We start from the raw sequence: 26,931 nt of genomic DNA on the forward strand, positions 1-26,931 counted from the left end.
ATCCGGCGCCCGATCAGCCGAGCTGGGCGAGCCAGGCCCGCGCCGACGCCTCCCATTTCGCGTACGCGTCCGGGTACGCGGAGATCTGCACGGCCTGTGCGGCCTGGGTCACGCTCATCGACGTCCATCCTGGGATGTCGAGCAGTCCGCGGGTGCGGCCGGCGTTCGGGTTGTGCGCTCCGCCGTAGAAAGCCATGGCCGCGAAGTGGGGGTCGAGCACCTGGGCCGGGGTTCCCCATCCGGTGCTCGGGCGCTGCTGGAAGAGGCCGAGCGAGTCGCGGTCGCCGTAGCGGACGTTGCGCATCCCGGACTCCTGGGCGGCCGCGGCGAGGGCGACGACGATGCCCTGGTCGCTGACGCCCTCCTGGCGTCCGACTTGAACGATGACGGCCGCGTTGTTGCGCATCTCGGAGGTCAGCGCGACGACGGCGCCGGTGGCGGGCGCCGGGATGGGCGCGGGCGCGACGGGAGCGGCGGCGACCGGAGCGGGAGCAGGCGCAGGGGCGGCGTGCGGCGTGTTGAGCGCGGCCGAGGTCATCCCAGGAATGGTGACGAGCTGGCCGGGGAAGATGAGACTGGAGCCGCTGAGGCCATTGGCGCTCAGGACGGCGCTGGTCGCGACGCCGAACCGGGCGGCGATGCCGCTGATGGTGTCGCCGGAGGCCACCTTGTACTTGCTCGCCGCCGGGACGGGCGACGGCGCGGTGACCGGGGTCGCCGCTGTTCCTCCGCCGAGTGCGAGCACCTGGCCGGGAAAGATGAGGCTCTTCCAGCTGAGCCCGTTGAGGGCGAGGACGCTGGCGGTCGACAGCCCGAAACGTCCGGCGATCCCGGAGACCGTGTCCCCATTCTGCACGCGGTAGCTCGCGGGAGCGGCGGCGACGGTGGTGCCGGCGATGGAGGCGGTCTGCGCTCCGGTGATGGAGCTCACGGTCGATCCGGGCTCGCCCTGGTTGTCCGGCGCCTTCTCTTTGGCGCGTTCGGATTCACCGTGCGGCTCCTGGGCCTGGGCGGGCGCCACGAGGCCCAGGGTGACGGCGACCGAGCTGGCGATCGCGATCGGCACGGTGCCGAAGACTCCGCGCGTCGTGCGGCGCTGTGCCCGCGCCGGAGTGTCCGTTGTCGCTCTGGTCTCGCTGTCGAGCATCGACATAGAACCCCATCTCCGTGCTGTGTTACGAGCCTCAACGCTGACACACAATGAATAAGGAGTCAATTAGTGTGACGGAAGTGATTTGAGTTTACATGATCGTAACAATTGAATGGGCTCACACCCGGTGGCCTGACGTGGCACTCTTGGAGTGTGACTGAGCAAGCCCCAGCCCGCGAGTGGCTGACAATTCCCGACCTCGTCGACTCTCTCGGACTCGGCGTCAGCCGTGTCCGCCGTCTGATCGACGACCGACACCTGGCCGCCAAGCGCATTGACGGCGTTCTCAAGGTCCCCTCCGACTTCCTCAGAGACGGTCAGCCGCTCGGGGAACTCCACGGCACGCTGATCGTGCTCGGCGACGCCGGCTTCGACAACGAGGAAGCCGTTGACTGGCTGATCGAGGAGGAGGAGACGCTCGGCACCGCTCCGATCGACGCGCTGCGCGCCGGCCGCAAGGCCGAGGTTCGGCGCGTGGCTCAAGCGCTGGCCTGAGCCCCCAAGGGGGTCGCCCCTAGTAGTTCCTGCGGGTGACCGTCACGGCCAGCTCGCGCAATTGCGCTTTGGCCTGTGCGCCGATCGGGGCTGCCTCGACGGCTGCGATCGCCCGTGCGACGTTGTCGCTGATCATCTTCTCGACCTTGTCGACGGCTCCGGATGCGCGGATCGTCATCTGCATCGTCTCGATCTGCTGCGCGGTGAGCGCCGGATCGCCGAGCAGTTCGTCGAGCGTGGCGCGCGCTCCACTCGGGATGGCCTCCCTGGTGAGGGCGATGAGAACGGTGCGCTTGCCCTCGCGCAGATCGTCTCCGCTCGGCTTGCCGGTGACGGACGCGTCACCGAAGACGCCGAGGAGGTCGTCGCGCAGCTGGTACGCGATCCCGAGCGGGAGGCCGAAGTCGCGGAGGGCGTCGAGCTGGCCGACGGTGGCCCCTGCGAGGTTCGCACCGATCAGCAGCGGTGCCTCGATGCTGTACTTCGCCGACTTGTAGACGATCACGCGCTCTGCGCGCTCCAGCTGGTCGGCGTCCGGCTGGCCTGACCAGCCGATCTCCTCGAAGATGTCGAGGTACTGCCCGGCCATGACGTCGATGCGCATCCGGTTGAATTCCGCGCGGGCGGCACGGCGGGCGGACGGGCTGACCACCTCGGTGAGTCCTTCGTCGAACAGTTCGTCGCTCAGGATGAGGAGGAGGTCGCCCAGCAGGGTCGCGGCTCCTGTGCCGAACGTCTCGCCGGAGCCCTGCCAGCGGTTCTCCGCGTGCAGTCCTTCGAATCGCCGGTGGGCGGCTGGTGCGCCGCGTCGGGTGTCCGAGTTGTCGATGATGTCGTCGTGCACCAGGGCGGCGGCGTGGAACACCTCCAGAGCGCTCGCGACGGAGACCACGGCGTCGAGCGGGCCACCCGGAGTGATGGCCGTCTCCGCCCCGTCGTCTCCCGCCGATCGGACGGCCTGCCAGCCCCAGAAACAGAACAATGCCCGGAAACGCTTGCCGCCGCTGAGAAAATCCCGGGAGTAAGCCGCGATCGGGGAGAGTTCGTCGGCTATGGAGACGAGAATGGATGCGCGTGCATCGAGGAATCCATCGATTCTGGACTGGATGAGGTCGACGAACCGAATGCTTTCTGACACACGCCTAGCCTAGCCATCACGGCGGGACTAGAATCAGGCTCACAACGCCACGAACCCGGGAAAGAGGGGGAAACGGATGCCGCTTTCGGAACATGAGCAGCGCCTCCTCGAAGAGATGGAACGCAGTCTCTATCAGAATGACGCTGATTTCGTCGCGAAGGTCGGGGGCACAAGAGCTCGCCCCGCGTACCGTTCGATCGTGCTCGGCATCCTGCTCGCCGTGGTCGGCATCGCCGTCCTCGTCACCGGGGTGTTCGTGCAGCAGCCGCTGGTCGGCATCCTGGGTTTCGTCGTGATGTTCGTGGGGGTGCTCATCGCCATCGCCCCCGGCAAGCGCATCGCACCGGATCCTGACGCAACCTCGTCGTCCGCCAATGGAGCCAAGCAGGGCAAGGCCGCCCAGGCCGGCTTCATGAACAAGCTCAACGACCGGTGGGACAAGCGCCAAGACGGACAGAGCTAGCGCTCATCCTCCGCCGGGCTCCACCGGGCTCCACTGTCACCCCTTCTGCGGGCCGATCTTCGGATCGGCCCTTTTTTGTGCCCTTTTCAGCCAGACTCGCCCCAAAGTCATCCACTTCCCTCCACTCAATAATTCCTTGATTTCACGCGGACAATTGACCCCTTATCGGGGCAATATTCCCCAAGTTGCTGAATTTGTGGATGGTTGTGGAGTAAAGTGGAGTCACACCGCAACCTTGGCCGGAAGAGTGGGGGGAGTCACCGATGTTCCTCGGTACGTACGCCCCCAAGCTCGACGAAAAAGGGCGCATCATCCTGCCGGCCAAATTCCGGGATGAGCTCGCGTCCGGGATCGTCCTCACTCGCGGCCAGGAGCACTGCGTCTACGTCTTCAGTCAGCGCGAGTTCGAAGCGCTGCACGAGAAGATCCGCCAGGCGCCGGTGACGAGCAAGCAGGCCCGCGACTACCTCCGCGTCTTCCTCTCCGGAGCGAGCGCAGAGGTTCCGGACAAGCAGCACCGCGTGACGGTGCCGACGGCGCTCCGCTCGTACGCGGGACTCGATCGCGACCTGGTCGTGATCGGCGCGGGCAGCCGCGCGGAGATCTGGGACGCACAGGCCTGGGAGACCTACCTGGCCGAGCAGGAAGCAACATTCGCCAACACCACCGAGGAGGTGATTCCGGGACTCTTCTAGCACCTGACGCCCGACTCCCAGCCATTCACATCGCCCTGACGCCACTTCCCCGGCTGCAGGTAACGAATGGATGGGGATCAGGTCTCAGGAGCAAGGTCCTCATCGCTCATGACCGACGATCAGATCCACACCCCCGTCCTCCTCGAGCGCTGCATCGAGTTGCTCGCCCCCGCCCTGGATGCGCCTGGCGCCGTGTTCGTCGACGCCACGCTCGGCATGGGCGGCCACTCGGCCGGCATCCTCGAACGCTTCCCCGACGTCACGCTCGTCGGTCTCGACCGCGACCCGGACGCTCTCGCCATCGCGGGGGAGCGGCTGGCGCGGTTCGGCGACCGCGTGCACCTGGTGCACACGGTCTACGACGGCATCCTGGAGGCGCTCGACGACCTCGGCATCGACGAGGTGCATGGCATCCTGTTCGACCTCGGCGTCTCGTCGCTGCAGCTCGACAGGGTGGAGCGTGGCTTCTCGTACTCGAAGGACGCCCCGCTCGACATGCGCATGGACGGCACGAGCGACCTGACGGCCGCCACGATCCTCGCCGAGTACAGCGAGGCCGACCTGCGCCGCATCTTCCGCGAGTACGGCGAGGAGAAACTCGCCGCGCGCTACGCCCAGAAGATCGTCGCCGCGCGCGAGGTGGAGCCGTTCGTGCGCTCGGCTCAGCTGGTCGAGGTGATCACCAAGGCCACCCCGGTGGCTGTGCAGCGCCAGGGGCACCCCGCCAAGCGCGTCTTCCAGGCGCTGCGGATCGAGGTCAACCAGGAGCTGTCGGTGCTGGAGCGGGCGATCCCTGCGGCGATCGACGCGCTCGCCATCGGCGGTCGCATCGTGGTCGAGGCGTATCAGTCGCTCGAAGACCGGATCGTCAAGCGCGAACTGCAGACCAGGTCCACCTCCAGTGCGCCGGCCGGACTCCCGGTCGAGCTGCCGGAGCACCGGCCGGAGCTGAAGCTGCTGATCCGCGGCGCCGAGCTGGCGAACGACGAAGAGAAGGCGGCCAACCCGAGGGCGACACCTGTTCGTCTCCGGGCGGCCGAACGCGTGAGGAGGGGCTCGTGAGCACCAATCTGGCCGAGAAGCGCCCATCCGTCGGCTGGATCGGCCGCACCGCTCCGCGGGAGGAGATCGAGGAGCGCCCTAGTCACCTCGAAGTCGTCACCACCCGGTCGCAGCGCCGAGCGCGCCCGCGCACCGTCTACGCGATCATCGCTGTGGCTGTATTGTTCGGCGTCGTCGTGGCGCAGCTGCTGATGAGCATCGCCGTGTCGCAGGGCGCGTATCAGCTCAATTCCCTTCAGGACAAGCAGACCGAGCTGCAGCGCTCGGTCCAGGCCGCGTCCGAAGACCTCAACAGGCTCACCTCCCCGCAGAACCTGGCGGCCAACGCCAACGCGCTCGGGATGGTCACCAACAGCAACCCGGTCTACCTGCGGCTGTCCGACGGGGCGGTCCTCGGAGCCCCCGTCGCTGCGAACGGATCGGCCGGAACGGTGACGGGCGGACAGGGAAACCTGGTGCCGAACTCGCTGCTGACCGGTGTTCCGCTCGCCGCGGCCAAGACCCCCGCCGCCAACGCGACGGCGACGCCGCTGCCGGGAGCGACCACCGGAGCGACCGCAGCGACGGGAGCCGCCGGAGCGACCGCCACAGGAACGCAAGCTGGGAATTCCGGCAGCGCGAGCGCGCCGGACAAGCAGGCAGCACCGCCCGCCGTACCGTTGGACGGAGCGTTGCCGACCCCGGTGACGCACTGACGCGGGGACGCTCCAGACGTGATTACGAGAAAGATGATGCGGCGCAGGACCGCCATCACGATCGTCGCTGTCGCGGCGACCGTCGGCATCCTCGGCGCCAAGCTGGTCGACATCCAGGTGGTCAACGCCGCTGAGCTGCAGAAGAAGTCGGTGAACGCCAAAGAGGTGCAGACCGCCCTCGTCGGCGCGCGCGGGAGCATCGTCGACGACAGCGGCACCGTGCTGGCTGACACCGTGTACAAGTACACGGCCGCCGTCTCTCCGCGCGACGCCGTGGCGGGCAAGGACGGCAAGGCCAACATGATCGCGGCCGCGGCCAAGATCGGCGCGATCACCGGTCAGGGCGGCCCCGCCGTCCAGAAGATCATCGAGGACGCCCTCGCCGCGAACCCGAAGTCGCAGTACGCGCTCGTGAAGACCGGGCTCGACGTCGGCGCGTTCAACAAGCTCGACAAGCTGCCGTATGCGTGGCTCACGTTCACGAAGGTGCCTGCGCGCACGTACCCGAACGGCGCGGTCGCCGGCAACCTGCTCGGCTTCGTTTCCGCCGGGGGCCTCGGCGGCCTGGAGGACAGCGAGAACACCTGCCTCGCGGGCGAGAACGGCTCGCAGACCTATCAGCGCGGCGCCGACGGCGTCGCCATCCCCGGCAGCACCGTCACGCAGAAGCCGGCCAAGGACGGCGGGACGCTCAAGCTCACCATCGACCGCGACCTGCAGTGGTTCTCCGAGCAGACGCTCGCGCAGCAGGTCGCTGCGACAGGCTCCACGTTCGGTTTCGTGACCGTCGCCGAGGCGAAGACCGGCAAGATCAAGGCCATCGCGCAGTGGCCGGCCCTCGATCCGAACAACATCGACGCCACGGACTCGAAATACTGGGGACTCCTGCCGTTCACGACCCCGTACGAGCCAGGGTCCACCTTCAAGGCGCTCACCGCCGCGATGCTGATCGACAAGGGCGCCGCGACGCCGACGAGCCAGGTGCTCGCGCCGTACCGCTTCGTCTCCGGTCAGGGCGCAGACCTGCACGACTCCGGATACCACGACCCGGAGCGTCTCACCCTCACCGGGGTGCTGATGAATTCGTCGAACGTCGGCATGTCCATGCTGGGAAGCGCGCTCACCGACCAGACCAGGTACGACTACCTGAAGAAGTTCGGCATCGGCGACGCGACGGGACTCCCGTATCCCGGCCAGTCGGACGGCATCCTGAACCCGGTCGCCGACTGGGACGACCAGACCAAGTACGCCACCATGTTCGGCCAGGGCGTCTCTGCGACGCAGGTGCAGATGGTGAGCGCGTACCAGGCGCTCGCGAACGGCGGCAGCCGCATCCCGCTGTCACTGGTCGATGGCTGCACCAAGGCGGACGGCACGGTCGTCGACGTCCCGAAGCCCAAGGCGACGCAGGTCGTGTCGGCCGCCGCGGCCAACACGACACTCGGGATGATGGAGAGCGTCGTCACCGACGGAGAGCTCGCCAAGCAGCTGCAGATCCCCGGATACCGCATCGCCGCGAAGACCGGAACGGCCCAGCAGCCGGACGGCAAGGGCGGCTACCTGCCGTCGTACTACGTGTCGGTGATGGGCGTCGCTCCGGTCGACGATCCGCAGTACGTCGTTTCGGTCAACCTCGGATACCCGACTACCATTACTTCGTCGGCAGCTGCCGCTCCGCTGTTCCACACGATCATGAGTCAGGTGCTGAAGACCTACCGGGTGAAGCCTTCGACGTCGAGCCCGGCCGAATACCCGCCCTATTACTGATGAACACCGTCTACTGAAAGTGAGCCCCGTGACAGGACCGGCGCCTACGTCCCTGCGCCCCGAACATCCCGTCGCCCGACCGCTCGCACAGCTGGCCAGGGAGTTCGGGCTGGACTGGCGCGGCGATCTCGATGCAGTCGAGGTCACCGGTGTCGCACTCGCGACCACCGCGATCGAGCCAGGCGACCTCTATGTCGGGGTCCCCGGCCGCAACTCCCACGGTGCGAGCTACGCGGCGAAGGCCGCCGAGGCCGGCGCCGTTGCGATCCTGACCGACGAGGCCGGCGCCGAACTGGCCGCCGCGAGCGGTCTGCCCGTCATCGTCACCCAGGATGCGCGCGCAGCCCTGGGCGCCGTCGCCGCGTGGATCTACCGCACCGACGAGAACGCGGCGACGCTGTTCGGCGTCACGGGCACGAACGGCAAGACCAGCGTCGTGTACCTGCTGAACGCGATCCTCGGTCAGCTCGGGGTCGTCTCCGGCCTCAGCTCCACCGCCGAGCGCCGCATCGGCAGCACTGCGATCACGAGCAAGCTCACGACGCCGGAGGCGAGCGAACTGCACGCCCTGCTGGCCAGGATGCGCGAGGAGGCCGTCCGCGCCGTCGCCATCGAGGTCTCCGCGCAGGCGCTCAGCCGCCATCGCGTCGACGGCATCGTCTTCGACGTCGTCGGCTTCACGAACCTGAGCCACGACCACCTCGACGACTACGCGGCGATGGACGACTACTTCGCGGCCAAGCTGGAGCTCTTCCAGCCCGACCGCGCCCGCCGCGGCGTGATCACGGTCGACTCCGACTGGGGCCGTGCCCTGGTCGAGCAGTCGCGCATCCCGGTCACGACGTTGTCGACATCGGCCGGCGCTGACGCCGAGTGGACCATGACGGTGACCGACGAGACGCTGGAGCACACCGCGTTCGTGCTGGAAGGCCCGGAGGGCAGCAGGCTGGAGTCGCGCGTGCCGTTGCTCGGCGCGTACAACGCCGCGAACGCCGCACTGGCCATCATCATGCTGGTCGAGTCCGGCTACGACCTGCACGCGATCGGCGCAGCTCTCGACCGCGACGGCGGGATCGACGCGTACATCCCCGGGCGTGCAGAGCGCATCTCCGGCGACCGCGGCCCCGTGGTCTTCATCGACTACGGCCACAGCCCGGATGCGTTCCTCTCCACCCTGAGCGCCCTCCGCAAGGTCAGCGACGGCAAGATCGTCATGGTCTTCGGAGCGGACGGCGACAGGGACACCACCAAGCGCACCGACATGGGCGCCATCGCGGCGCGCGGCTCGGACGCGGTGGTCATCACTGACTTCCACCCGCGCTGGGAGGACCCGGCCGCCATCCGAGCGACGCTCCTCGACGGAGCCCGTGGAGCCGTCCCCGACCTCGAACTGTACGAGGTGGCCGACCCGCGCGCCGCCTTCCGCACCGCGCTCGCGCTGGCGGCGGAAGGGGACGTCGTCCTCTACGCCGGTCCTGGACACGAGGACTACCAGGAGGTCGCGGGGGAGCGCATTCCGTATTCGGCCCGCGAGGACGCCAAGCTGGCGCTGCGAGAGGCCGGGTGGCTCTGATGATCGCGCTGACCCTGGCGGAGATCGCCTCCGCCACCCGAGGCTCCCTCGTGCTCGACGGCACGGGTGCGACGCAGGAGACCGTCGTCGACGGACTCTCCACCACCGACTCCCGCGAGGTCGTCGACGGCACCGTCTTCTTCGCCAAGCACGGAGAGTTCACCGACGGGCACCTCTTCGTGCCGCAGGCAGTGGACGCTGGGGCCGCGCTCGTCGTGGTCGATCACGCCCTGGCCACGGACGAGTGGAGTCGCACGGTTCCGCAGCTCGTCGTGGAGGACACCGTCGTCGCGCTCGGCGACCTGGCGACCGAGGTCATCGCGCGCGTTCGTGCGGCCGGTCTCCTGAAGATCGTCGGCGTCACCGGCTCGAACGGCAAGACCACCACCAAGAACCTGCTCCGCGAGATCCTGGAGCACGTCGGACCGACCATCGCTCCACGGGCCTCCTTCAACAACGAGGTCGGCGCCCCCGTCACCATGCTCGAAGTCACGGAGGACACCGAGTTCCTCGTGGCCGAGATGGGGGCGAGCGGGATCGGCGAGATCGCCAGACTCGTGCGCATGGCGCGTCCCGACATCGGCATCGTGCTCAAAGTGGGCCTCGCCCACGCCGGAGAGTTCGGCGGCATCGAGGCGACCCTCGCGGCCAAGACGGAAATGGTGAGCGACCTGCTCGACTCCGACGTCGCGATCCTCAACCAGGACGACCCCCGGGTGGCGTCGATGGCGGACAAGACCGTCGCGCGCATCCTGTGGTTCGGGCTGGAGGGCACAGCGGACGTGCAGGCGACGGACGTCGTCTCCACCGCGCAGGGCACTTCGTTCGTGCTGCATCTGCCGAATGGCGAGTCGCGTCCCGTGCAGTTCCGCGTGCTCGGAGAGCACCACGTGATGAACGCGCTGGCGGCCGCCGCGGCAGCGCACACGCTCGACGTCGGCATCGACGCGATCGTGGACGGCCTGCAGCGCGTGACTCGCGCGGAACGCTGGCGGATGGAGGTCATGGGCGGAGCCCGCGGCGTCACCGTCATCAACGACGCGTACAACGCGAGCCCGGACTCGATGGCCGCGGCGCTCAAGACGCTCGCGCAGATCGCGGAGCCAGGTGGCCGCACGATCGCCGTCCTCGGCGAGATGAGCGAGCTCGGCGAGTTCTCCGGGGAGGAGCACGACCGCATCGGCCTGCTCGCCGTCCGGCTCAACATCGACCAGCTCATCGTCGTCGGCCCCGCCGCACGCCGGATGCACATCTCGACCATCAACGAAGGTTCGTGGGACGGCGAGTCGAAGTACTTCGACACGCCGGACGCCGCCTTCGAGCACCTGCAAGGCGCCCTGAATGCGGGGGACACCGTGCTCGTGAAGTCGTCGAACTCCGCTGGGCTCCGGTTTCTGGGCGATCGACTGGGAGAATTGTTCTCGTGAGAGCTCTGCTGACGTCCGGTGCGCTGTCGATGGCGTTCACCCTGTTCCTCACCCCCGTCTTCATCCGGTTGTTCCGCCGTCTGCAGTGGGGCCAGTTCATCCGCGACGACGGGCCGCAGAGCCACCACGCCAAGCGCGGCACCGCCACGATGGGCGGGATCGTCGTCATCCTGGGCACGCTGTTCGGCTACTTCGTCGCTCTGCTGCTGACCGGTGACGAGACCAGTGTCTCCGCGCTGCTGGTCCTCTTCCTCATGGTCGGCCTCGGTGTCGTCGGCTTCATCGACGACTTCCTCAAGACCCGGCGAGAGCGCAGTCTCGGCCTCACCGGCTGGGCGAAGGTCGCGGGCCAGGTGGTCGTCGCGACCGTCTGGGCGATCCTGGCGATCATGTTCCCGAACGGCAACGGAGACACCCCGGCGACGATGAGCGTCTCGCTCATCCGCGATCTGCCGATCGACTTCATGTCGATCACCAAGTTCGGGGCGATCGGCGTGATCGTCGGCTACGGGCTGTACCTGATCTGGATCAACTTCATCGTGGCGGCCACCTCCAACGGCGTGAACGTCACGGACGGCCTCGACGGGCTGGCGTCCGGCGCCTCCATCCTCGCCATCGGGGCGTACATCATCATCGGCTTCTGGCAGTCCATCCAGTCCTGCTCCAACATCAAGCTCGATCCGGCCAACGTCGCCAAGTGCTACGACGTGCGCGATCCGTTCGACCTGGCGATCGTGGCGACGGCCATCGTCGGCGCGGTGGTCGGCTTCCTCTGGTGGAACACGTCGCCAGCGCAGATCTTCCTCGGCGACACCGGCTCGCTCGCCCTCGGTGGCGCGGTCGCAGCCCTCGCGATCCTCAGCCGCACCGAACTGCTGCTCGTCCTCATCGGCGGCCTGTTCGTGATCGAGGCCGGTTCGGTGATCGTGCAACGCGCATACTTCAAGCTCACCCACGGCAAACGCATCTTCCTGATGAGCCCGATCCATCACCACTTCGAGCTGAAGGGCTGGGCGGAGGTGACGGTCGTCGTGCGATTCTGGATCATCGGCGGACTGCTCGTGGCGGCCGGCGTCGGCAGCTTCTACCTCGAATGGCTCGCGACGTGACCGAACTCGACGACCGCCTGGCGGCGCTGACCAGTTGGCACGCCGACTGGCGCGGCCTCCGGGTCGCGGTCTACGGGCTCGGGGTCACCGGCTTCTCCGTCGCCGACACCCTCGCCGAGCTCGGCGCAGCTGTGCTCGTCGTGACCGCGAAGGCCGATGACGAGCGTGCCATGCTGCTCGAGGTCATCGGTGCCGAGCTCCTGGAGCAGACCGACCTGAGCGCGCCTCCCGCACGCCTGACCGAGTTCGATCCAGAGCTCGTGATCGCCTCGCCGGGCTTCCACCACGACCATCCACTGCTCAGGTGGGCGGAGGGACGCGGCACGCAGATCTGGGGAGACATCGAGCTCGCCTGGCGGCTGCGCGACAAGGTCGGCACGCCCGCCGACTGGATCGCCGTCACCGGCACCAACGGCAAGACCACGACGGTGCAGCTCACGGCGACCATGCTCGTCGCCGGCGGATACCGGGCGGCTCCGTGCGGCAACATCGGCATCCCGGTGCTGGACGCGATCCGCGACCCGCAGGGCTTCGATGTGCTCGTCGTCGAGCTGTCGAGCTACCAGCTGCACTGGGTGAACAGGAACGCCGGAGGCGAGCTGTCGCCGTACTCGGCCGCCTGCCTGAACATCGCGGACGACCACCTCGACTGGCACGGATCTCTCGACGCGTACAAGGCGGCGAAGGCCAAGGTCTACCAGAACGCGCAGGTCGCCTGCGTCTACAACAAGGCGGACAGCGCGACACGGACCATGGTGGTGGAGGCGGAGGTCGTCGACGGCGCCCGCGCCATCGGCTTCGGGCTCGACGTGCCGGGTCCGAGCGACTTCGGCATCGTCGACGGCATCCTGTGCGACCGCGCCTTCCTCGAAGACCGCTTCACCACGGCCATCGAGCTGACGACCCTGGACGAGCTCCGCGAGGCCGGTCTCGCGGCCCCGCACGTCGTCGCCAACATCCTCGCCGCGAGTGCGCTCGCCCGGTCGTACGGCGTCGAGCCCATCGCCATCCGGGATGTGCTGTCCGCCTTCCGGCTGGACGCCCACCGCATCGAGCTGGTGCGCGTCGAGGCCGGCGTGCAGTGGGTCGACGACTCCAAGGCCACGAACCCGCATGCGGCGGCGGCGTCGCTGCGCGCGTACGAGTCCGTCGTCTGGGTCGCAGGCGGTCTGCTCAAGGGCGTCGACATCGACGAGCTTGTGCGCTCGCACGTCGGCAGACTTCGCGCCGTGGTGCTGATCGGCGTCGACAGGGACGCGCTCCGCTCCGCATTCGCGCGACACGCCCCCGAGCTTCCCGTCTACGAGGTGGACGCCGACGAGACTGATGACGTGATGCCGACGGCGGTCAGGCTGGCCGGCGGCGTCGCGCAGGCGGGGGACACCGTCCTCCTCGCTCCTGCCGCGGCGTCGATGGACCAGTTCTCCGACTACGCGGAGCGAGGCCGCCGGTTCCAGGCGGCCGTGAACGAGTTCTTTGGAGGTGAGGCGGATGACCAGTCCGCCTCGCACCCTGGACAGGCCTGACTCCTCCTCGTCGAAGCTCGCCGGACTGACCGCGCGGATCTCGCTCGGCAAGGCGGTGCAGGCGGAGTCCGCGAACTACTTCCTGCTGCTCGGGATCACCCTGTTCATGGTCGTCTTCGGCCTGGTGATGGTGCTGTCGTCTTCGTCGGTCGAGTCCCACAACGACACCGACAACTTCTTCGCCAGGTTCTGGTCGCAGGGCGCATACGCACTGCTCGGCCTCCCGCTGATGTTCATCGTCTCCCGCCTGCCGTCCCGGTTCTGGAAGAGGACGATCTGGTTCTGGCTCGCCGCCGCGTGCTTCCTCCAGCTGCTCGTGCTCTTCACCCCGCTCGGGATGGAGATCGGCGGCAACCGCAACTGGCTCAAGATCGGCTCGCAGACCATCCAGCCGTCCGAGGCGATCAAGGTCGCCCTCGTGATCTGGCTGGGCGTGGTGCTCGCGCGCAAGAAGGACCTGCTCGGGCAGTGGAAGCACGTCGCCGTGCCCGTCGTTCCGATCGGCGGAGGGGCGATCCTGCTCGTCACTCTCGGCGGCGACCTGGGAACCACCATGATCATGGCAGCGATCCTGCTCGGCGCGCTGTTCTTCGCCGGGGTGCGGTTGCGTCACCTGGCGGTGGGTACACTCGCGATCTCGGTGCTCGCCTTCCTCGTCGCGATCTCCAGCCAATCGCGGCTCGGCCGCATCGCTGCGCTGTTCGGCGGTTCGTCGGCGGCCAACCCCGACGTGAACTGGCAGATCGACAACGGTTTCTACGCCCTCGCCTCGGGCGGCGTGTTCGGCGTCGGGCTCGGCAACTCGCACTCCAAATGGTCGTGGCTCCCCGCGGCGGACACCGACTTCATCTTCGCCATCATCGGTGAGGAGCTCGGCCTGATCGGCGCCGTGGTCGTCCTCATCCTGTTCGTGCTGCTGGCGATCGTCTTCCTCCGCATCATCCACGCGTCGTCCGACCCGTTCGCGCGCGTCACGACGGCGGCGATCATGGTGTGGCTGATCGGGCAGGCGTTCGTGAACATCGCCGTCGTGCTCGGTGTCATACCCGTGCTCGGCGTCCCGCTCCCACTGATCTCTGCGGGAGGCACTGCGATGATTAGTTCCATGATCGCAATCGGCATCGTCCTGTCCTTCGCCCGGGAGACCGGCCGGGAGGCGCGCCGCGAGCGCGTCGCGAAGGGCTCAGCGGAGTGACGCGCTACCTTCTGGCCGGCGGGGGGACCGCCGGTCATGTGAACCCGTTGCTCGCCGTCGCCGACCGTCTCCGCCGAGACGACCCGGCGGCCGAGATCCTCGTGCTCGGAACGGCCGAAGGCTTGGAGGCGCGCCTCGTCCCCGCCCGCGGCTATGAGCTGGCGACCATCCCGAAGCTGCCGTTTCCGCGGCGCCCGAACGCGGCGGCCCTGCGCTTCCCCGGCGAGTACCGGAAGTCGATCCGCACGGTGACCTCGCTCATCCGGGATCGCGGCATCGACGCGGTGGTCGGCTTCGGCGGTTACGCGTCGGCGCCCGCATATTCCGCCGCGCGCAAAGCCGGTGTGCCGCTCGTGCTGCACGAGGCGAACGCGAAGCCGGGGCTCGCCAACCGGCTGGGCGCCAGGTACACGCCGTACGTCGGTGTCGCCTTCGACGGCACCAGGCTGCCGCACGCGACCTTCGTCGGTATGCCGCTGCGGGTCGAGATCGAGGAGCTGGACAGGACAGCCTCCCGTCCGGCTGCCATCGCCGAGTTCAGTCTCTCCGACGATCGCCCGACGCTGCTCGTCACCGGAGGATCCCTCGGCGCGCGCAGACTCAACCAGACCATCGCAGACCGCGCGGAGGCCATCGTCGCCGCCGGGTACCAGATCCTGCACATCCAGGGCGGCAGGGGAGAGCTGACCGACCCCGGCATCGAGCACTACCGGCTGATCGAATACTGCGACAGGATGGACCTCGCCTTCGCGATCACCGACCTGGCCGTCGCCCGGGCGGGAGCGGCCACCGTCTCCGAGTTCGCGGCGCTCGGCATCCCCGCCGTCTACGTCCCGTTCCCCGTCGGCAACGGCGAGCAGCGCTTCAACGCGGCCGGTGTCGTGGACGCAGGCGGGGGAATCCTCGTCGACGACGCGGCGTTCCTGCCCTCGTGGGTGGACGCGACACTCCTCCCGCTGCTGCTGGACGGCGGCGCGATCGCCGACATGGGCGCACGCGCGGCGGGTGCGGGAGTCCGCGACGGTTCCGACCGCATGGTGTCGCTCATCCGAAGCTCGCTCTAGAGCGCGTACCGTCATACTTGACGGTGCGATTCCGTCCCGAACGAAAGCAGTGCTCGTGATCAAACCCGACCTCACCATGACACTTCCCGCCGAGCTCGGCGCCCTCCACTTCGTGGGCATCGGCGGCTCGGGGATGAGCGGCATCGCCCGCCTCTTCCTGGAAGCCGGATACACGGTGACGGGCTCGGACGCGCGCGAGTCGGACAATGTGCTCGCCCTCCGTGAGCTCGGCGCCACCATCGCGATCGGCCACGACGCCGCGAACGTCGGCGACGCGGACACGCTCGTGGTCACCGGCGCGCTCTGGCAGGACAACCCGGAGTACCAGCTCGCCCTCGCGAAGGGGCTGCCCGTACTGCACCGGTCGCAGGCGCTCGCCTGGCTGATCAGCAAGAAGCGACTCGTCTCCGTCGCCGGAGCGCACGGCAAGACCACGTCAACGGGCATGGTCGTCACCGGCCTGCTCGGCATCGGGGAGGACCCGAGCTTCGTCAACGGCGGTGTCATCGAGTCGCTCGGCAAGAGCTCGCAGACCGGCACCGGTGAGCTGTTCGTCGTCGAGGCCGACGAGTCGGACGGCTCCTTCCTGCTCTACGACACGGCGGTCGCGCTGATCACCAACGTCGATCCGGACCACCTCGACCACTACGGCTCGCTCGAAGCGTTCGAGGACGCCTTCGTCACCTTCGCCCGCGAGGCGAGCGAGTTCGTCGTCGTCTCCTCCGACGACGCCGGGGCGGTGCACATCACCGCGAAGCTGCGCGCGGAAGAACCGGACAAGCGCATCGTGACGTTCGGCGAGGCGGAGGACGCGCAGGTGCGCGTCCACTCGATCGTCACCGACGGCCCCGTCGCGTTCACCATCGCGTACGACGGCTCGGAGTATTCCGCCCAGCTGCGCGTCCCCGGCCGCCACAACGCGATCAACGCCGCCGGAGCGTTCGCCGTCCTCACCGGGCTCGGCTTCGACCCGGCGGCGTCCCTCGCCGCCATCGCCGGATTCGGCGGCACCCAGCGCCGCTTCGAGCTGCACGGCACCGTCGGCGGCGTCAGCGTCTACGACGACTACGCCCACCACCCCACCGAGGTGGCCGCCGCGCTGTCCGCTGCGCGCACCGTCGTCGGCAACGGCAGGATCATCGCCGTGCACCAGCCGCACCTCTACAGCCGCACCAGGATGTTCGCCAAAGAGTTCGCCGAGACGCTGGAGACCTACGCGGACGAGACCGTCGTGCTCGACGTGTACGGCGCCCGTGAAGACCCGGAGCCCGGTGTGACCGGAGCCCTCGTGGCCGAGCGGTTCGCGCATCCGGAGCACGTGGCGTTCATCGCCGACTGGCAGGATGCCGCCGACCACACCGCCGACATCGCCCGCGACGGCGACTTCGTGATCACGCTCGGCTGCGGAGACGTCAACCGCATCGTCCCCCAGCTGCTCGACTCGCTCCGCCGCGTGCGCGGGTAGCCGCTGTCGTCGTGAAGCGTCCCCAGGGTTTCGACGGGTCGGCAGCCGCCCAGCAGCCGCCGGCCGCACCGCCGACCCCTCCTCCCGCGCGGAGGAGCACGGCGACGACGGAGCCTATCCCGATCATCCAGCCGGCCAGGGTGGAGGCGGGACAGGCGCAGACGGGCGGACCGGAGCCGACGCGCGCGCGGCAGCCCGAGCGCACACCGGTCGCCGAACCGTACGACCACCTGCCGTCCAATCGCGAGATCAGCAGGGAGCTGCGCCGCGCCAAGAAGGACAGGGCGAAGGTCGAGCGCGGAGAGGTGCGCCGCTTCACCAAGCGGTCGAGGCGCAGGAAGCTCGCCTGGTTCTCCGCACTCGGCGTCGTCGTCGCTCTCGTGCTCGGGGTCGCGCTGACCGCGTTCTCCCCGCTGATGGCGCTGCGCACGATCGACGTGACCGGCACCTCTCGGCTCGACGTCGCCGCCGTCAAGAAGGCGCTCTCCGATCAGCTCGGCCGCCCGCTTCCGCTGGTCGATCAGGGCGCGATCAGAGGCGACCTGGCCGCGTTCCCGCTGATCAGGAGCTACAGCGTCGAGAGTCACCCTCCGAACACCGTCGTCGTCAGGATCGTGGAGCGTCAGCCGATCGGCGTCCTCCAGAGCGGCACGACGTTCACGCTGGTGGATGCGGCGAAAGTCTCGATCGCGTCCGCGCCGGCCAGGCAGGACGGCTACCCGCTGATCACCGCATCCGGTGCGGCAGCGGAGACCGACGCGAAGTCCGGTTTCGCCGCGGCGGCCGAGGTGCTCGGCGCCCTCCCCTCCGATCTGCTCGCCCGCGTCGACACCATCTCGGCGACGACGGCGGACGACGTGAGCTTCACACTGCGCGAGAGCGGTGCGAAAGTGGTGTGGGGAAGCGCGGAGGACTCGGAGCTGAAAGCGGCGGACCTGTCCGCCCTCCTGAAGAGCGCGGCCGACGCGAAGGTGTTCGACGTCTCGTCGCCGCACAGCGTGACCACGGGATGACAGGCGAAATGGCACGATTACGTGCCGACTTTTCCGACACGCCCCGCGGATTGCGGCGGCGGGGGCCGCGCGCGCCTAACGTCGAATCAAGAATTGCATACTGAGCATAACTTTAAGCCTCGACTTGAGGTTGAAGGTTCCCAGTGGAGGCCGGACGTGACATCAAACCAGAACTACCTCGCCGTGATCAAAGTCGTCGGCATCGGCGGTGGCGGCGTCAACGCCGTCAACCGGATGATCGAACTCGGGCTTCGCGGCGTCGAGTTCATCGCCATCAACACGGATGCGCAAGCGCTCCTGATGAGCGACGCGGACGTCAAGCTCGACGTCGGCCGTGAGATCACCCGTGGACTCGGTGCAGGCGCAGACCCTGAGGTCGGCCGCCGTGCGGCGGAGGACCACGCGGAGGAGATCGAGGAAGCGCTCGCCGGCGCCGACATGGTCTTCGTCACCGCCGGAGAAGGCGGTGGAACAGGAACGGGCGGCGCCCCTGTCGTCGCGCGCATCGCGAAGTCCATCGGCGCTCTGACCATCGGTGTCGTCACCAAACCGTTCGGCTTCGAGGGCAAGCGCCGCTCCGAGCAGGCCGAAGCAGGCGTGCAGCGCCTGAAGGAAGAGGTCGACACCCTCATCGTGGTGCCGAACGACCGTCTGCTGGAGATCAGCGACCGCGGGATCAGCATGCTGGAGGCGTTCTCCACCGCCGACCAGGTGCTCCTCGCCGGTGTCCAGGGCATCACCGACCTGATCACCACCCCCGGCCTCATCAACCTCGACTTCGCCGACGTCAAGTCGGTCATGCAGGGAGCAGGGTCCGCCCTCATGGGCATCGGCTCGTCCCGCGGAGCCGACCGCGCCATCAAGGCGGCGGAGCTCGCCGTCGCATCCCCGCTGCTCGAAGCGAGCATCGACGGAGCACACGGCGTCCTGCTCTCCATCCAGGGCGGCTCGAACCTCGGCATCTTCGAGATCAACGACGCGGCCAGGCTCGTGCAGGAGGCCGTGCATCCAGAGGCCAACATCATCTTCGGTGCCGTGATCGACGACACTCTCGGCGACGAGGTGCGGGTGACGGTCATCGCGGCCGGATTCGACGGCGGAGACCCCAACGCCAAGCCCCAGCAGCTCGCCGAGGCGCGTCGCACCACGTTCGTGGAGGCCGGAGACGACGACGGGCTGGCGAGCACCGCAGCGCTCGACGCGGAGGACATTCCGTCCCCGTCCACCGACGCCTGGTCGGCCGGGGAGAGCCCCGTGTCCGACGCCGCCCCCAAAGACCCTGCCTTCGACGACGAGAATGACGACCTCGACATCCCCGACTTCCTCAAGTAGTCCGCTCGCCGAAAGACTCGGCGCCGTGCGGGCGGGCATCACGGATGCCGCCCGCGCGGCGGGACGCTCTCCGGAGGAGCTGACGACGATCGTCGTCACCAAGTTCCATCCGGCGTCGCTCGTGCGCGAACTGGCCGCCCTCGGCGTGCAGGACGTGGGGGAGAACCGCCACCAGGAGGCGCAGGCCAAGGCGGCGGAACTCGCCGACCTCGACCTGCGCTGGCACTTCGTGGGGCAGCTGCAGAGCAAGAAGGCGAGGCAGGCGCGGGCGTACGCGTCCGTGATCCACTCGGTCGACCGGCTGTCGCTGGTGGATGCGCTGCGCTCCGACGAGTCGGAGATCGACTGCTTCGTGCAGCTCAACCTCACCGACGACCCTGCACGCGGCGGCGTCTCCGACCGCGACCTCGAACCCCTCGTCGACCACATCGTCGGGACGCACGGCCTCCGGCTCCTCGGCGTGATGGCCGTCGCCCCGATCGACGAGGAGCCGCGCCGAGCCTTCGAGCGGGTGCGGCTCGCCAGCGAAAGGGTGCGAAGCATCGCTCCCGACGCCACGAAGATCTCGGCCGGCATGTCCCAGGACTACGCAGAAGCCATCGCAGAAGGAGCGACACACCTTCGCATTGGCACGGCCATTACCGGGAATCGACCGCAGCCCGGTTAATCTCGAAGAGAAGGTTCGTCGTGCGTGGAAAGCGACGGCGCACAGGTCTACACGGAGGATCGCATGTCCAACCCGCTGAAGAAGACGATGGTCTACCTCGGCCTCGCCGACGAAGAGCTCGAGTACGACGAGCAGGCACAGGAGCAGCCGCAGCGCCAGCAGGCGCCGCAGCAGCACCCGACCCCCGTCGCGCCCGTTCCCCACCCGGCACCGGTCGCCCCCGTCGCCGGCCGCGCTCCGGTGACCCCGCTGCGTAAATCATCCACCGCACGGAATGTTTCGGTACAGGAAATGAACGAGATCCTCACGGTCCACCCCCGCCAGTACCGCGACGCCCAGGCGATCGCCGAATCCTTCCGCGAAGGAATCCCGGTGATCATCAACCTGTCGCAGATGAGCGAAGGGGATGCGCGCCGGCTCATCGACTTCGCCAGCGGCCTCTCGCAGGGCCTCTACGGCAAGATCGAGCGCGTGACGCCGAAGGTGTTCCTGCTGTCCCCGTCGCACGTCGTCGTCTCCGGCGAGCACGGCGGCCAGGACGCGGAGGTCGACGCCTCCTTCTTCGCCCAGGGCTGAATCCCAGACTCTCCGACAGCGCGCCGTTCCCAGCTGGGACGGCGCGCTTTCGACCATACTGAGACTCGTGTTTGTCCTCGCGATCGTCGCCACTGTGGCGTACTACCTCCTCCTGATCTATTTCTTCGTGCTCTGGGCCCGCTTCGTGCTCGACCTGGTGCGCACGTTCAGCAGGGGATGGCGCCCTCGCGGCTTCGGCCTGGTGCTCGCCGAGTCCGCCTATGTGGTGACCGATCCTCCGATCAAGTTCTTCCGCAGGATCATCCCTCCGCTGTCGATGGGACCCATCGCCATCGATTTCGGCTGGAGCCTCACGATGCTCCTCGTGATCATCGGGCTCTACGTGACTGTGGGTCTTACCTGAGAGTCGATCCGCAGCCAGGCGCAGCTCGGGATGTAGTGTTGACGAGCCGACGCCGGATGAGTGCGGGCGGAGTGCGCACCCCCAGCGCACTTTGCTAGCGTTGGCTGAACGCATTTTTTGTTCGTACCCCAAGATCTAAGGTGGCTTGCCATGGCGCTGACTCCGGAAGATGTAGTCAACAAGCGGTTCCAACCGACGAAGTTCCGTGAGGGCTATGACCAGGACGAGGTCGACGACTTCCTCGACGAGGTCGTTGTCGAGCTTCGTCGTCTGAACCAGGAGAACGAGGAGCTCAAGCAGCGCCTCGTGGCGAGCGATTCCCGCATCGCCGAGCTGCAGCGCAGCGGAGGCCAGGGCGGCGCAGCCCCCGCTCCCGTCGCAGCGGCACAGGACAACGGCGAGGTCACCCGCCTGCAGCAGGAGAACGAGGACCTCAAGAAGCGCCTCGCCGCCGCTCAGCAGGCCGCTCAGGCCGCTCCGGCAACAGCAGCGGCCCCGGTCGCAGCAGCGGCGGCAGCAGGGGCCGCCACCGCCGCCTACACCGCGCCGGACGCCAACGCCGCAGACCCCAACAGCACCAACAACCTCCTGCAGCTGGCTCGCCGCCTGCACGAGGAGCACGTGCGTGAGGGCATCGAGAAGCGCGACTCGCTCATCGCAGAGGGCCACGCCACCGCGGCCCGCATCGTCGCAGAGGCCGAGTCCAAGCAGCGCGCCCAGATCAGCGCACTCGACCAGGAGCGCAGCTCGCTGGAGAGCCGCATCGATGGCCTCCGCTCGTTCGAGCGCGAGTACCGCGAGAAGCTGAAGGGCTACATCGAGGGCCAGCTCCGCGACCTCGAGAACTCGTCGGTGTCCGGCACGGGCAGCTACGCGCAGCGCTCCGGCTCGCAGGACGCCTCCGGCGCCGCCAACACGGGAGCGGTCCCCGCCCCGGTGTCCGCCAACGCAGGCGACAGCGCCGCGAACGCTCAGGACCAGGGCCAGCAGCCCCCGGTCTTCCCCGGCTTTGGAGGCTAGTACCTCCCGCGCCAAGGTCAGCATCCGGGCCTTGGCGGTCCTCGGCATCGTCGCGCTCGTCGTGTACCTCGTCGACCAGACCGCCAAGGTCCTGGTGGTGGCCAACCTCTATGAGGGTCAGCAGGTCGAGGTGCTCGGCCAGCTGTTGCAGTTCCACTTCGTCAAGAACGCCGGAGCCGCTTTCTCGATCGGGAGCGGCTCCACCTGGATCTTCTCCATCGTGGGCGTCGGCGTTCTCGGGTTCGTGATCTGGTACGCCCCGCGCATCCGGTCGGTGGCGTGGGCCATTCTGTTCGGGCTGTTGCTCGGCGGACTGCTGGGCAACCTGACGGACAGGCTCTTCCGGGAGCCGGGCTTCGGCGTCGGCCATGTGGTCGACTTCCTGCAGATCCCGCTCCTGCCGGCCATCTTCAACCTCGCCGACGTCGCGATCGTGTCGAGCATGGTGCTCTTCCTCATCCTGACCATCCGTGGCATCGGCCTGGACGGCAAGCGAACGGACGACGAAGAGGAGGCGGAGGCCGAGGCGGTCGCCGCCGAAGCCGAGCCGGACCCGCACAACGCGCCGCACGAGCACAACGCGCCGCATCAGCACGACAAGCCCAGCAGCTAGTCATGGAGTCCAGGAGCTTCCCCATCCCGGACGGCCTCGAGGGCGCCAGGGTGGATGCGGGCCTCGCCAAGCTTCTCGGCTTCTCGCGCAGTTTCGCCGCCGAGATCGTCGAGGCGGGCGGCGTGAGCGTCGACGGTCGGCAGGCCGACAAGTCCGACAGGCTCTCGGCGGGCAGCTGGCTCGAAGTGAGCTGGCAGCCGAAGACCGAGGTGCGGATCGTCCCCATCGCCGTCCCCGAGCTGACCATCGTGCACGACGACGACGACATCGTGGTGATCGACAAGCCGGTCGGGGTCGCCGCGCATCCCGCTGCCGGGTGGGAGGGGCCGACCGTGCTCGGCGCCCTCGCCGCCGCCGGCTTCCGGATCTCCACCTCCGGCGCCGCAGAGCGGGCAGGCATCGTGCACCGCCTCGACGCCGGCACCAGCGGTCTCATGGTGGTCGCCAAGTCGGAGCGCGCATACACGCACCTCAAGCGCGCGTTCCACGACCGAACCGTCGAGAAGATCTACCACGCGGTCGTCCAGGGGCACCCGGACCCGCTCGTCGGCACCGTGGACGCCCCGATCGGCCGTCACCCGAAATCCGACTGGAAGTTCGCGGTCGTCGCAGGCGGCAAGCCGTCCGTGACGCACTACGAGACCATCGAAGCGTTCCCGGCGGCCAGCCTGCTGGAGGTCCACCTGGAGACCGGCCGCACCCACCAGATCCGGGTGCACATGGCCGCTCAGCGGCACCCGTGCGTCGGCGACGCGATGTACGGAGCCGACCCGACGCTGTCGGCCAGGCTCGGCCTCACCCGACAGTGGCTGCACGCCGTCCAGCTCGCGTTCGAGCATCCAGGATCGCGCGAGTGGGTCACCTTCACCACGACCTACCCCGACGATCTGCAGAACGCTCTGGATGTGCTGCGCGCCTCATAACGCTGTCGCCGGTCCGTCGTAGTCTTAACCCTCCACCACGTCAGACAGGGAGTTCCCGGCTTGGCCCCAAGCGGCGATTCGTTCGTTCACCTCCACGTCCACAGCGAGTACTCGATGCTCGACGGAGCGGCGCGCATCAAACCGCTCGTCGAGGCCGCCGTCGAGCAGGGCATGCCCGCCGTGGCCGTCACCGATCACGGCAACATGTTCGGCGCCTTCGACTTCTGGCGCACCGCGACAGACGCCGGCATCAAGCCGATCATCGGCACAGAGGCCTACCTCACGCCGGGCACGCATCGGACAGACCGCACGCGCATCCGGTGGGGCGACGGCGGGGGAGACGACGTCTCCGGCTCGGGTGCATACACGCACATGACGATGTTTGCGTCCACCACCGAGGGGATGCACAACCTCTTCCGGATGTCATCGCTCGCCTCCACCGAGGGGTACTACTTCAAGCCCCGCATGGACAGGGAACTGCTCAACCGGTACTCCAAGGGCATCATCGCCACCACGGGGTGCCCGTCCGGCGAGGTGCAGACGCGCCTGCGGCTCGGTCAGTACGAGGAGGCCAAGAAGGCGGCGGCGGAGTTCCGCGACATCTTCGGCAAAGAGAACTTCTTCGCCGAGATCATGGACCACGGACTCGGCATCGAGCGCCGCATCATGGCCGACCTCATCCGGTTGGCGAAAGAGCTCGACCTCCCGCTCGTCGCCACCAACGACCTGCACTACACGCACGCGGCAGACGCCAAGAGCCACGCCGCGCTGCTCTGCGTCCAGTCCGGTTCGACGCTGGACGACCCGAACCGGTTCAAGTTCGACGCCGACAAGTTCTACCTCAAGTCCGCCGACGAGATGCGGCAGCTCTTCCGCGACCACCCGGAGGCCTGCGACAACACGCTCGCCATCGCCGAGCGCTGCGAGGTGAAGTTCGACACCTCCGCCAACTACATGCCGCGCTTCCCCGTGCCGGAGGAGGAGACGGAGCAGAGCTGGTTCGTCAAAGAGGTGGAGAAGGGGCTGCACGAACGCTATCCCGAGGGCATCACCGAAGACGTGCGCAAGCAGGCGGACTACGAGATCGGCGTCATCTCGCAGATGGGCTTCCCCGGCTACTTCCTGGTGGTCGCCGACTTCATCAACTGGTCCAAGCGCAACGGCATCCGGGTCGGCCCCGGCCGCGGCTCCGGCGCCGGTTCCATGGCGGCGTACGCCATGCGCATCACCGACCTCGACCCGCTCCGCCACGGCCTGATCTTCAAGCGCTTCCTCAACCCCGACCGCGTCTCCATGCCCGACTTCGACGTCGACTTCGACGACCGTCGCCGCGGCGAGGTCATCAAATACGTCACGGAGAAGTACGGCGAGGAGCGCGTCGCGCAGATCGTCACCTACGGCACCATCAAGGCCAAGCAGGCGCTCAAGGATTCCTCGCGCGTGCTCGGGTTCCCGTTCGGGATGGGCGACAAGCTCACCAAGGCCATGCCGCCGCCCGTGATGGGCAAAGACATCCCGCTCACCGGGATCTTCGACAAGAACCACCCCCGTTACAAAGAGGCCGTGGACATCCGGGCCGTCGTCGAGAGCGACCCCGAGGCCAAGACGGTGTTCGACACCGCCCTCGGACTCGAGAACCTGAAGCGCCAGTGGGGTGTGCACGCGGCCGGCGTGATCATGTCGTCCGATCCTCTGATCGACATCATCCCGATCATGAAGCGCGAGCAGGACGGCCAGATCGTCACGCAGTTCGACTACCCGGCCTGCGAGTCGCTCGGACTGATCAAGATGGACTTCCTGGGGTTGCGCAACCTCACGATCATCAACGACGCGCTCGACAACATCGAGGCCAACCGTGGCGAGAAGCTCGTCCTCGAAGACCTCGAACTCGACGACCGCGGCGCGTACGACCTGCTGTCCCGCGGAGACACGCTCGGCGTGTTCCAGCTCGACGGCGGCCCGATGCGCGCCCTGCTGCGCCTGATGAAGCCGGACAACTTCGAGGACATCTCGGCGCTCATCGCCCTTTACCGTCCTGGCCCCATGGGCGCCAACTCGCACACCAACTACGCGCTGCGCAAGAACAAGCTGCAAGAGATCACGCCGATCCACCCGGAGCTCGCAGAGCCGCTCGCCGAGATCCTGTCCACCAGCTACGGCCTCATCATCTACCAGGAGCAGGTGATGGCGATCGCGCAGAAGGTCGCAGGCTTCTCGCTCGGTCAGGCGGACATCCTGCGCCGCGCGATGGGCAAGAAGAAGAAGTCGGAGCTGGACAAGCAGTTCGAGGGCTTCGCCGGCGGCATGAACGCCAACGGCTTCTCGATGGAGGCCGTCAACAAGCTGTGGGAGATCCTGCTCCCGTTCTCCGACTACGCCTTCAACAAGGCGCACTCGGCCGCTTACGGCGTCATCTCGTACTGGACCGCGTACCTCAAGGCGCACTATCCGGCCGAGTACATGGCGGCCCTGCTCACCAGCGTCGGCGACTCCAAAGACAAGATGGCGCTCTACCTCAACGAGTGCCGCCGGATGGGCATCAAGGTGCTCCCGCCGGACGTCAACGAGTCCAACCTGTACTTCGCCGCCGTGGGCACAGACATCCGCTTCGGGATGGGCGCTGTGCGCAACGTCGGAGCGAACGTGGTCGAGGGTGTGCGCGAGGCCCGCGAGGCGAAGGGCCGCTTCGACTCGTTCCACGACTTCCTCAACAAGGTGCCGATCCACGCCGCCAACAAGCGCACCGTGGAGTCGCTGATCAAGGCGGGCGCGTTCGACTCGCTCGGCCACACCAGGCGCGCGCTCGTCGAGGTTCACGAAGACGCGGTCGAGTCCGCCGTCAAGATCAAACGCAACGAGGCGAACGGCGACGTCGGCTTCGACTTCGACAGCCTGTGGGGCGAAGACGAGCAGACGGCGTCGCAGCACCACATCCCGGATCGGCCGGAGTGGGGCAAGCGGGACAAGCTCGCCTTCGAACGCGACATGCTCGGGCTCTACGTCTCCGACCATCCACTGGCCGGGCTGGAGTTGCAGCTCGCCAAGCTCGCGAGCACGGGGATCGCCGACCTGGTCGGTTCGGAGAACATCCAAGACGGCGAGACGGTCACCATCGCCGGCCTCGTCACGAGTGTGCAGCACCGCGTGGCCAAGGCGTCCGGCAACCAGTACGGCATGATCCAGGTCGAGGACTTCGGCGGCGAGATGACCGTGATGTTCATGGGCAAGGCCTACCAGGAGTTCTCACCGATGCTGGTGGGCGACGCGATCGTGGTCGTGCGCGGGCGGGTGAGCTTGCGCGACGACGGGATGAACCTGCACGCGTTCAGCCTGATGACGCCCGACCTCGGTCAGGTCGACGAGGGCGGGACCCTCATGATCACGATGCCGGACCAGCGTGCGACGACCGCCACGGTCACGAGTCTCGCGGAAGTGCTCGCCCGTCATCCCGGTGACAACGAGGTGCGACTGCGTCTCGTGAAGGGCCAGGTCGCCCGCGTCTTCGAGGTCCCCAAGCCTGTCGCCATCAGCGCCGACCTCTACGGCGAGCTCAAGGGCCTCCTCGGCCCCAACTGCCTCGTGTAGCCCGCCTCGTCTGG

24 protein-coding genes are annotated in these 26,931 nt (G+C 68.0%); 22 read left to right on the forward strand and 2 right to left on the reverse strand.

All coding sequences use genetic code 11. From position 1 onward, the window contains the following. Window positions 1-13 precede the first annotated feature (13 nt). Window positions 14-1,153 carry a LysM peptidoglycan-binding domain-containing protein gene (locus AC37TH_RS12020; protein ID WP_490764581.1) on the reverse strand — a complete coding sequence of 380 codons (1,140 nt, stop codon included), beginning with the start codon at window positions 1,151-1,153 and terminating at the stop codon, window positions 14-16. A gap of 150 nt (window positions 1,154-1,303) precedes the next feature. Here AC37TH_RS12020 and AC37TH_RS12025 point away from each other — a divergent pair, with 150 nt between their 5' ends. Next, entirely contained in the window at window positions 1,304-1,645 is a 342-nt protein-coding gene (locus AC37TH_RS12025; protein WP_490764582.1) for an Rv2175c family DNA-binding protein, read from the forward strand. A gap of 19 nt (window positions 1,646-1,664) precedes the next feature. Here AC37TH_RS12025 and AC37TH_RS12030 read toward each other — a convergent pair whose 3' ends face one another. Next, complete coding sequence (locus AC37TH_RS12030; protein ID WP_490764583.1) at window positions 1,665-2,783, reverse strand: polyprenyl synthetase family protein; 1,119 nt, start codon at window positions 2,781-2,783, stop codon at window positions 1,665-1,667. A gap of 76 nt (window positions 2,784-2,859) precedes the next feature. On the opposite strand from AC37TH_RS12030, the gene AC37TH_RS12035 reads away from it, so the two are divergent. The 21 genes from AC37TH_RS12035 (at window position 2,860) to dnaE (ending at window position 26,917) form a co-directional block, all read left to right on the forward strand. Next, on the forward strand, window positions 2,860-3,246 hold the full coding sequence (locus AC37TH_RS12035) for an SCO2097 family morphological protein (RefSeq protein WP_490764584.1): 387 nt from the start codon (window positions 2,860-2,862) through the stop codon (window positions 3,244-3,246). A 263-nt stretch (window positions 3,247-3,509) separates the two neighbouring features. Then, a complete protein-coding gene (gene mraZ / locus AC37TH_RS12040) occupies window positions 3,510-3,941 on the forward strand; it encodes a division/cell wall cluster transcriptional repressor MraZ (RefSeq protein WP_085367985.1) in 432 nt (143 codons plus the stop codon). A 108-nt stretch (window positions 3,942-4,049) separates the two neighbouring features. Beyond that, on the forward strand, window positions 4,050-5,003 hold the full coding sequence (rsmH, locus tag AC37TH_RS12045) for a 16S rRNA (cytosine(1402)-N(4))-methyltransferase RsmH (protein ID WP_490764585.1): 954 nt from the start codon (window positions 4,050-4,052) through the stop codon (window positions 5,001-5,003). Then, window positions 5,000-5,698 (forward strand): cell division protein FtsL, encoded by a 699-nt coding sequence (ftsL, locus tag AC37TH_RS12050; RefSeq protein ID WP_490764586.1) that lies wholly within the window; start codon window positions 5,000-5,002, stop codon window positions 5,696-5,698. The genes rsmH and ftsL overlap by 4 nt, the downstream gene beginning before the upstream one ends. Before the next feature lie 18 nt (window positions 5,699-5,716). Then, a complete protein-coding gene (locus tag AC37TH_RS12055; RefSeq protein ID WP_490764587.1) occupies window positions 5,717-7,465 on the forward strand; it encodes a peptidoglycan D,D-transpeptidase FtsI family protein in 1,749 nt (582 codons plus the stop codon). Between the two features lie 28 nt (window positions 7,466-7,493). Then, window positions 7,494-9,038 carry a Mur ligase family protein gene (locus AC37TH_RS12060; RefSeq protein ID WP_490764588.1) on the forward strand — a complete coding sequence of 515 codons (1,545 nt, stop codon included), beginning with the start codon at window positions 7,494-7,496 and terminating at the stop codon, window positions 9,036-9,038. After that, window positions 9,038-10,465 carry a UDP-N-acetylmuramoyl-tripeptide--D-alanyl-D-alanine ligase gene (locus AC37TH_RS12065; RefSeq protein ID WP_490764589.1) on the forward strand — a complete coding sequence of 476 codons (1,428 nt, stop codon included), beginning with the start codon at window positions 9,038-9,040 and terminating at the stop codon, window positions 10,463-10,465. Before AC37TH_RS12060 ends, AC37TH_RS12065 begins: the two co-directional genes overlap by 1 nt. Continuing rightward, a complete protein-coding gene (mraY, locus tag AC37TH_RS12070) occupies window positions 10,462-11,574 on the forward strand; it encodes a phospho-N-acetylmuramoyl-pentapeptide-transferase (RefSeq protein WP_490764590.1) in 1,113 nt (370 codons plus the stop codon). The genes AC37TH_RS12065 and mraY overlap by 4 nt, the downstream gene beginning before the upstream one ends. Then, the gene (gene murD / locus AC37TH_RS12075; RefSeq protein ID WP_490764591.1) at window positions 11,571-13,100 is read left to right on the forward strand and encodes a UDP-N-acetylmuramoyl-L-alanine--D-glutamate ligase; all 1,530 of its coding nucleotides are present in this window, start codon (window positions 11,571-11,573) and stop codon (window positions 13,098-13,100) included. The genes mraY and murD overlap by 4 nt, the downstream gene beginning before the upstream one ends. Further along, the gene (gene ftsW / locus AC37TH_RS12080) at window positions 13,066-14,295 is read left to right on the forward strand and encodes a putative lipid II flippase FtsW (RefSeq protein ID WP_490764592.1); all 1,230 of its coding nucleotides are present in this window, start codon (window positions 13,066-13,068) and stop codon (window positions 14,293-14,295) included. The genes murD and ftsW overlap by 35 nt, the downstream gene beginning before the upstream one ends. After that, window positions 14,292-15,359, forward strand: a complete 1,068-nt coding sequence (locus AC37TH_RS12085; protein WP_490764593.1) for a UDP-N-acetylglucosamine--N-acetylmuramyl-(pentapeptide) pyrophosphoryl-undecaprenol N-acetylglucosamine transferase — start codon at window positions 14,292-14,294, stop codon at window positions 15,357-15,359. Before ftsW ends, AC37TH_RS12085 begins: the two co-directional genes overlap by 4 nt. 55 nt (window positions 15,360-15,414) lie before the next feature. Further along, window positions 15,415-16,824: a UDP-N-acetylmuramate--L-alanine ligase gene (gene murC, locus AC37TH_RS12090; RefSeq protein WP_490764594.1), complete on the forward strand. Its 1,410-nt coding sequence runs from the start codon at window positions 15,415-15,417 to the stop codon at window positions 16,822-16,824. 11 nt (window positions 16,825-16,835) lie between these two features. Further along, the gene (locus AC37TH_RS12095; RefSeq protein ID WP_490764595.1) at window positions 16,836-17,837 is read left to right on the forward strand and encodes an FtsQ-type POTRA domain-containing protein; all 1,002 of its coding nucleotides are present in this window, start codon (window positions 16,836-16,838) and stop codon (window positions 17,835-17,837) included. Window positions 17,838-17,993: 156 nt separating this feature from the next. Further along, complete coding sequence (gene ftsZ / locus AC37TH_RS12100; RefSeq protein ID WP_490764596.1) at window positions 17,994-19,169, forward strand: cell division protein FtsZ; 1,176 nt, start codon at window positions 17,994-17,996, stop codon at window positions 19,167-19,169. After that, window positions 19,135-19,836 (forward strand): YggS family pyridoxal phosphate-dependent enzyme, encoded by a 702-nt coding sequence (locus AC37TH_RS12105; protein WP_490764597.1) that lies wholly within the window; start codon window positions 19,135-19,137, stop codon window positions 19,834-19,836. Before ftsZ ends, AC37TH_RS12105 begins: the two co-directional genes overlap by 35 nt. Window positions 19,837-19,899: 63 nt before the next feature. Beyond that, window positions 19,900-20,412 carry a cell division protein SepF gene (locus AC37TH_RS12110; protein ID WP_490764598.1) on the forward strand — a complete coding sequence of 171 codons (513 nt, stop codon included), beginning with the start codon at window positions 19,900-19,902 and terminating at the stop codon, window positions 20,410-20,412. A 67-nt stretch (window positions 20,413-20,479) separates the two neighbouring features. After that, window positions 20,480-20,776 carry a YggT family protein gene (locus tag AC37TH_RS12115; RefSeq protein WP_490764599.1) on the forward strand — a complete coding sequence of 99 codons (297 nt, stop codon included), beginning with the start codon at window positions 20,480-20,482 and terminating at the stop codon, window positions 20,774-20,776. A 150-nt stretch (window positions 20,777-20,926) separates the two neighbouring features. Next, entirely contained in the window at window positions 20,927-21,796 is an 870-nt protein-coding gene (locus AC37TH_RS12120; RefSeq protein ID WP_490764600.1) for a DivIVA domain-containing protein, read from the forward strand. Window positions 21,797-21,827: 31 nt separating this feature from the next. Beyond that, window positions 21,828-22,409: a signal peptidase II gene (gene lspA / locus AC37TH_RS12125; protein WP_490764601.1), complete on the forward strand. Its 582-nt coding sequence runs from the start codon at window positions 21,828-21,830 to the stop codon at window positions 22,407-22,409. 2 nt (window positions 22,410-22,411) lie between these two features. After that, window positions 22,412-23,332: an RluA family pseudouridine synthase gene (locus AC37TH_RS12130; protein WP_490764602.1), complete on the forward strand. Its 921-nt coding sequence runs from the start codon at window positions 22,412-22,414 to the stop codon at window positions 23,330-23,332. Between the two features lie 114 nt (window positions 23,333-23,446). Next, window positions 23,447-26,917 carry a DNA polymerase III subunit alpha gene (dnaE, locus tag AC37TH_RS12135; RefSeq protein WP_490764603.1) on the forward strand — a complete coding sequence of 1,157 codons (3,471 nt, stop codon included), beginning with the start codon at window positions 23,447-23,449 and terminating at the stop codon, window positions 26,915-26,917. Window positions 26,918-26,931 lie beyond the last annotated feature (14 nt).

It is taken from the genome of Leifsonia sp. McL0627 (assembly GCF_058244615.1).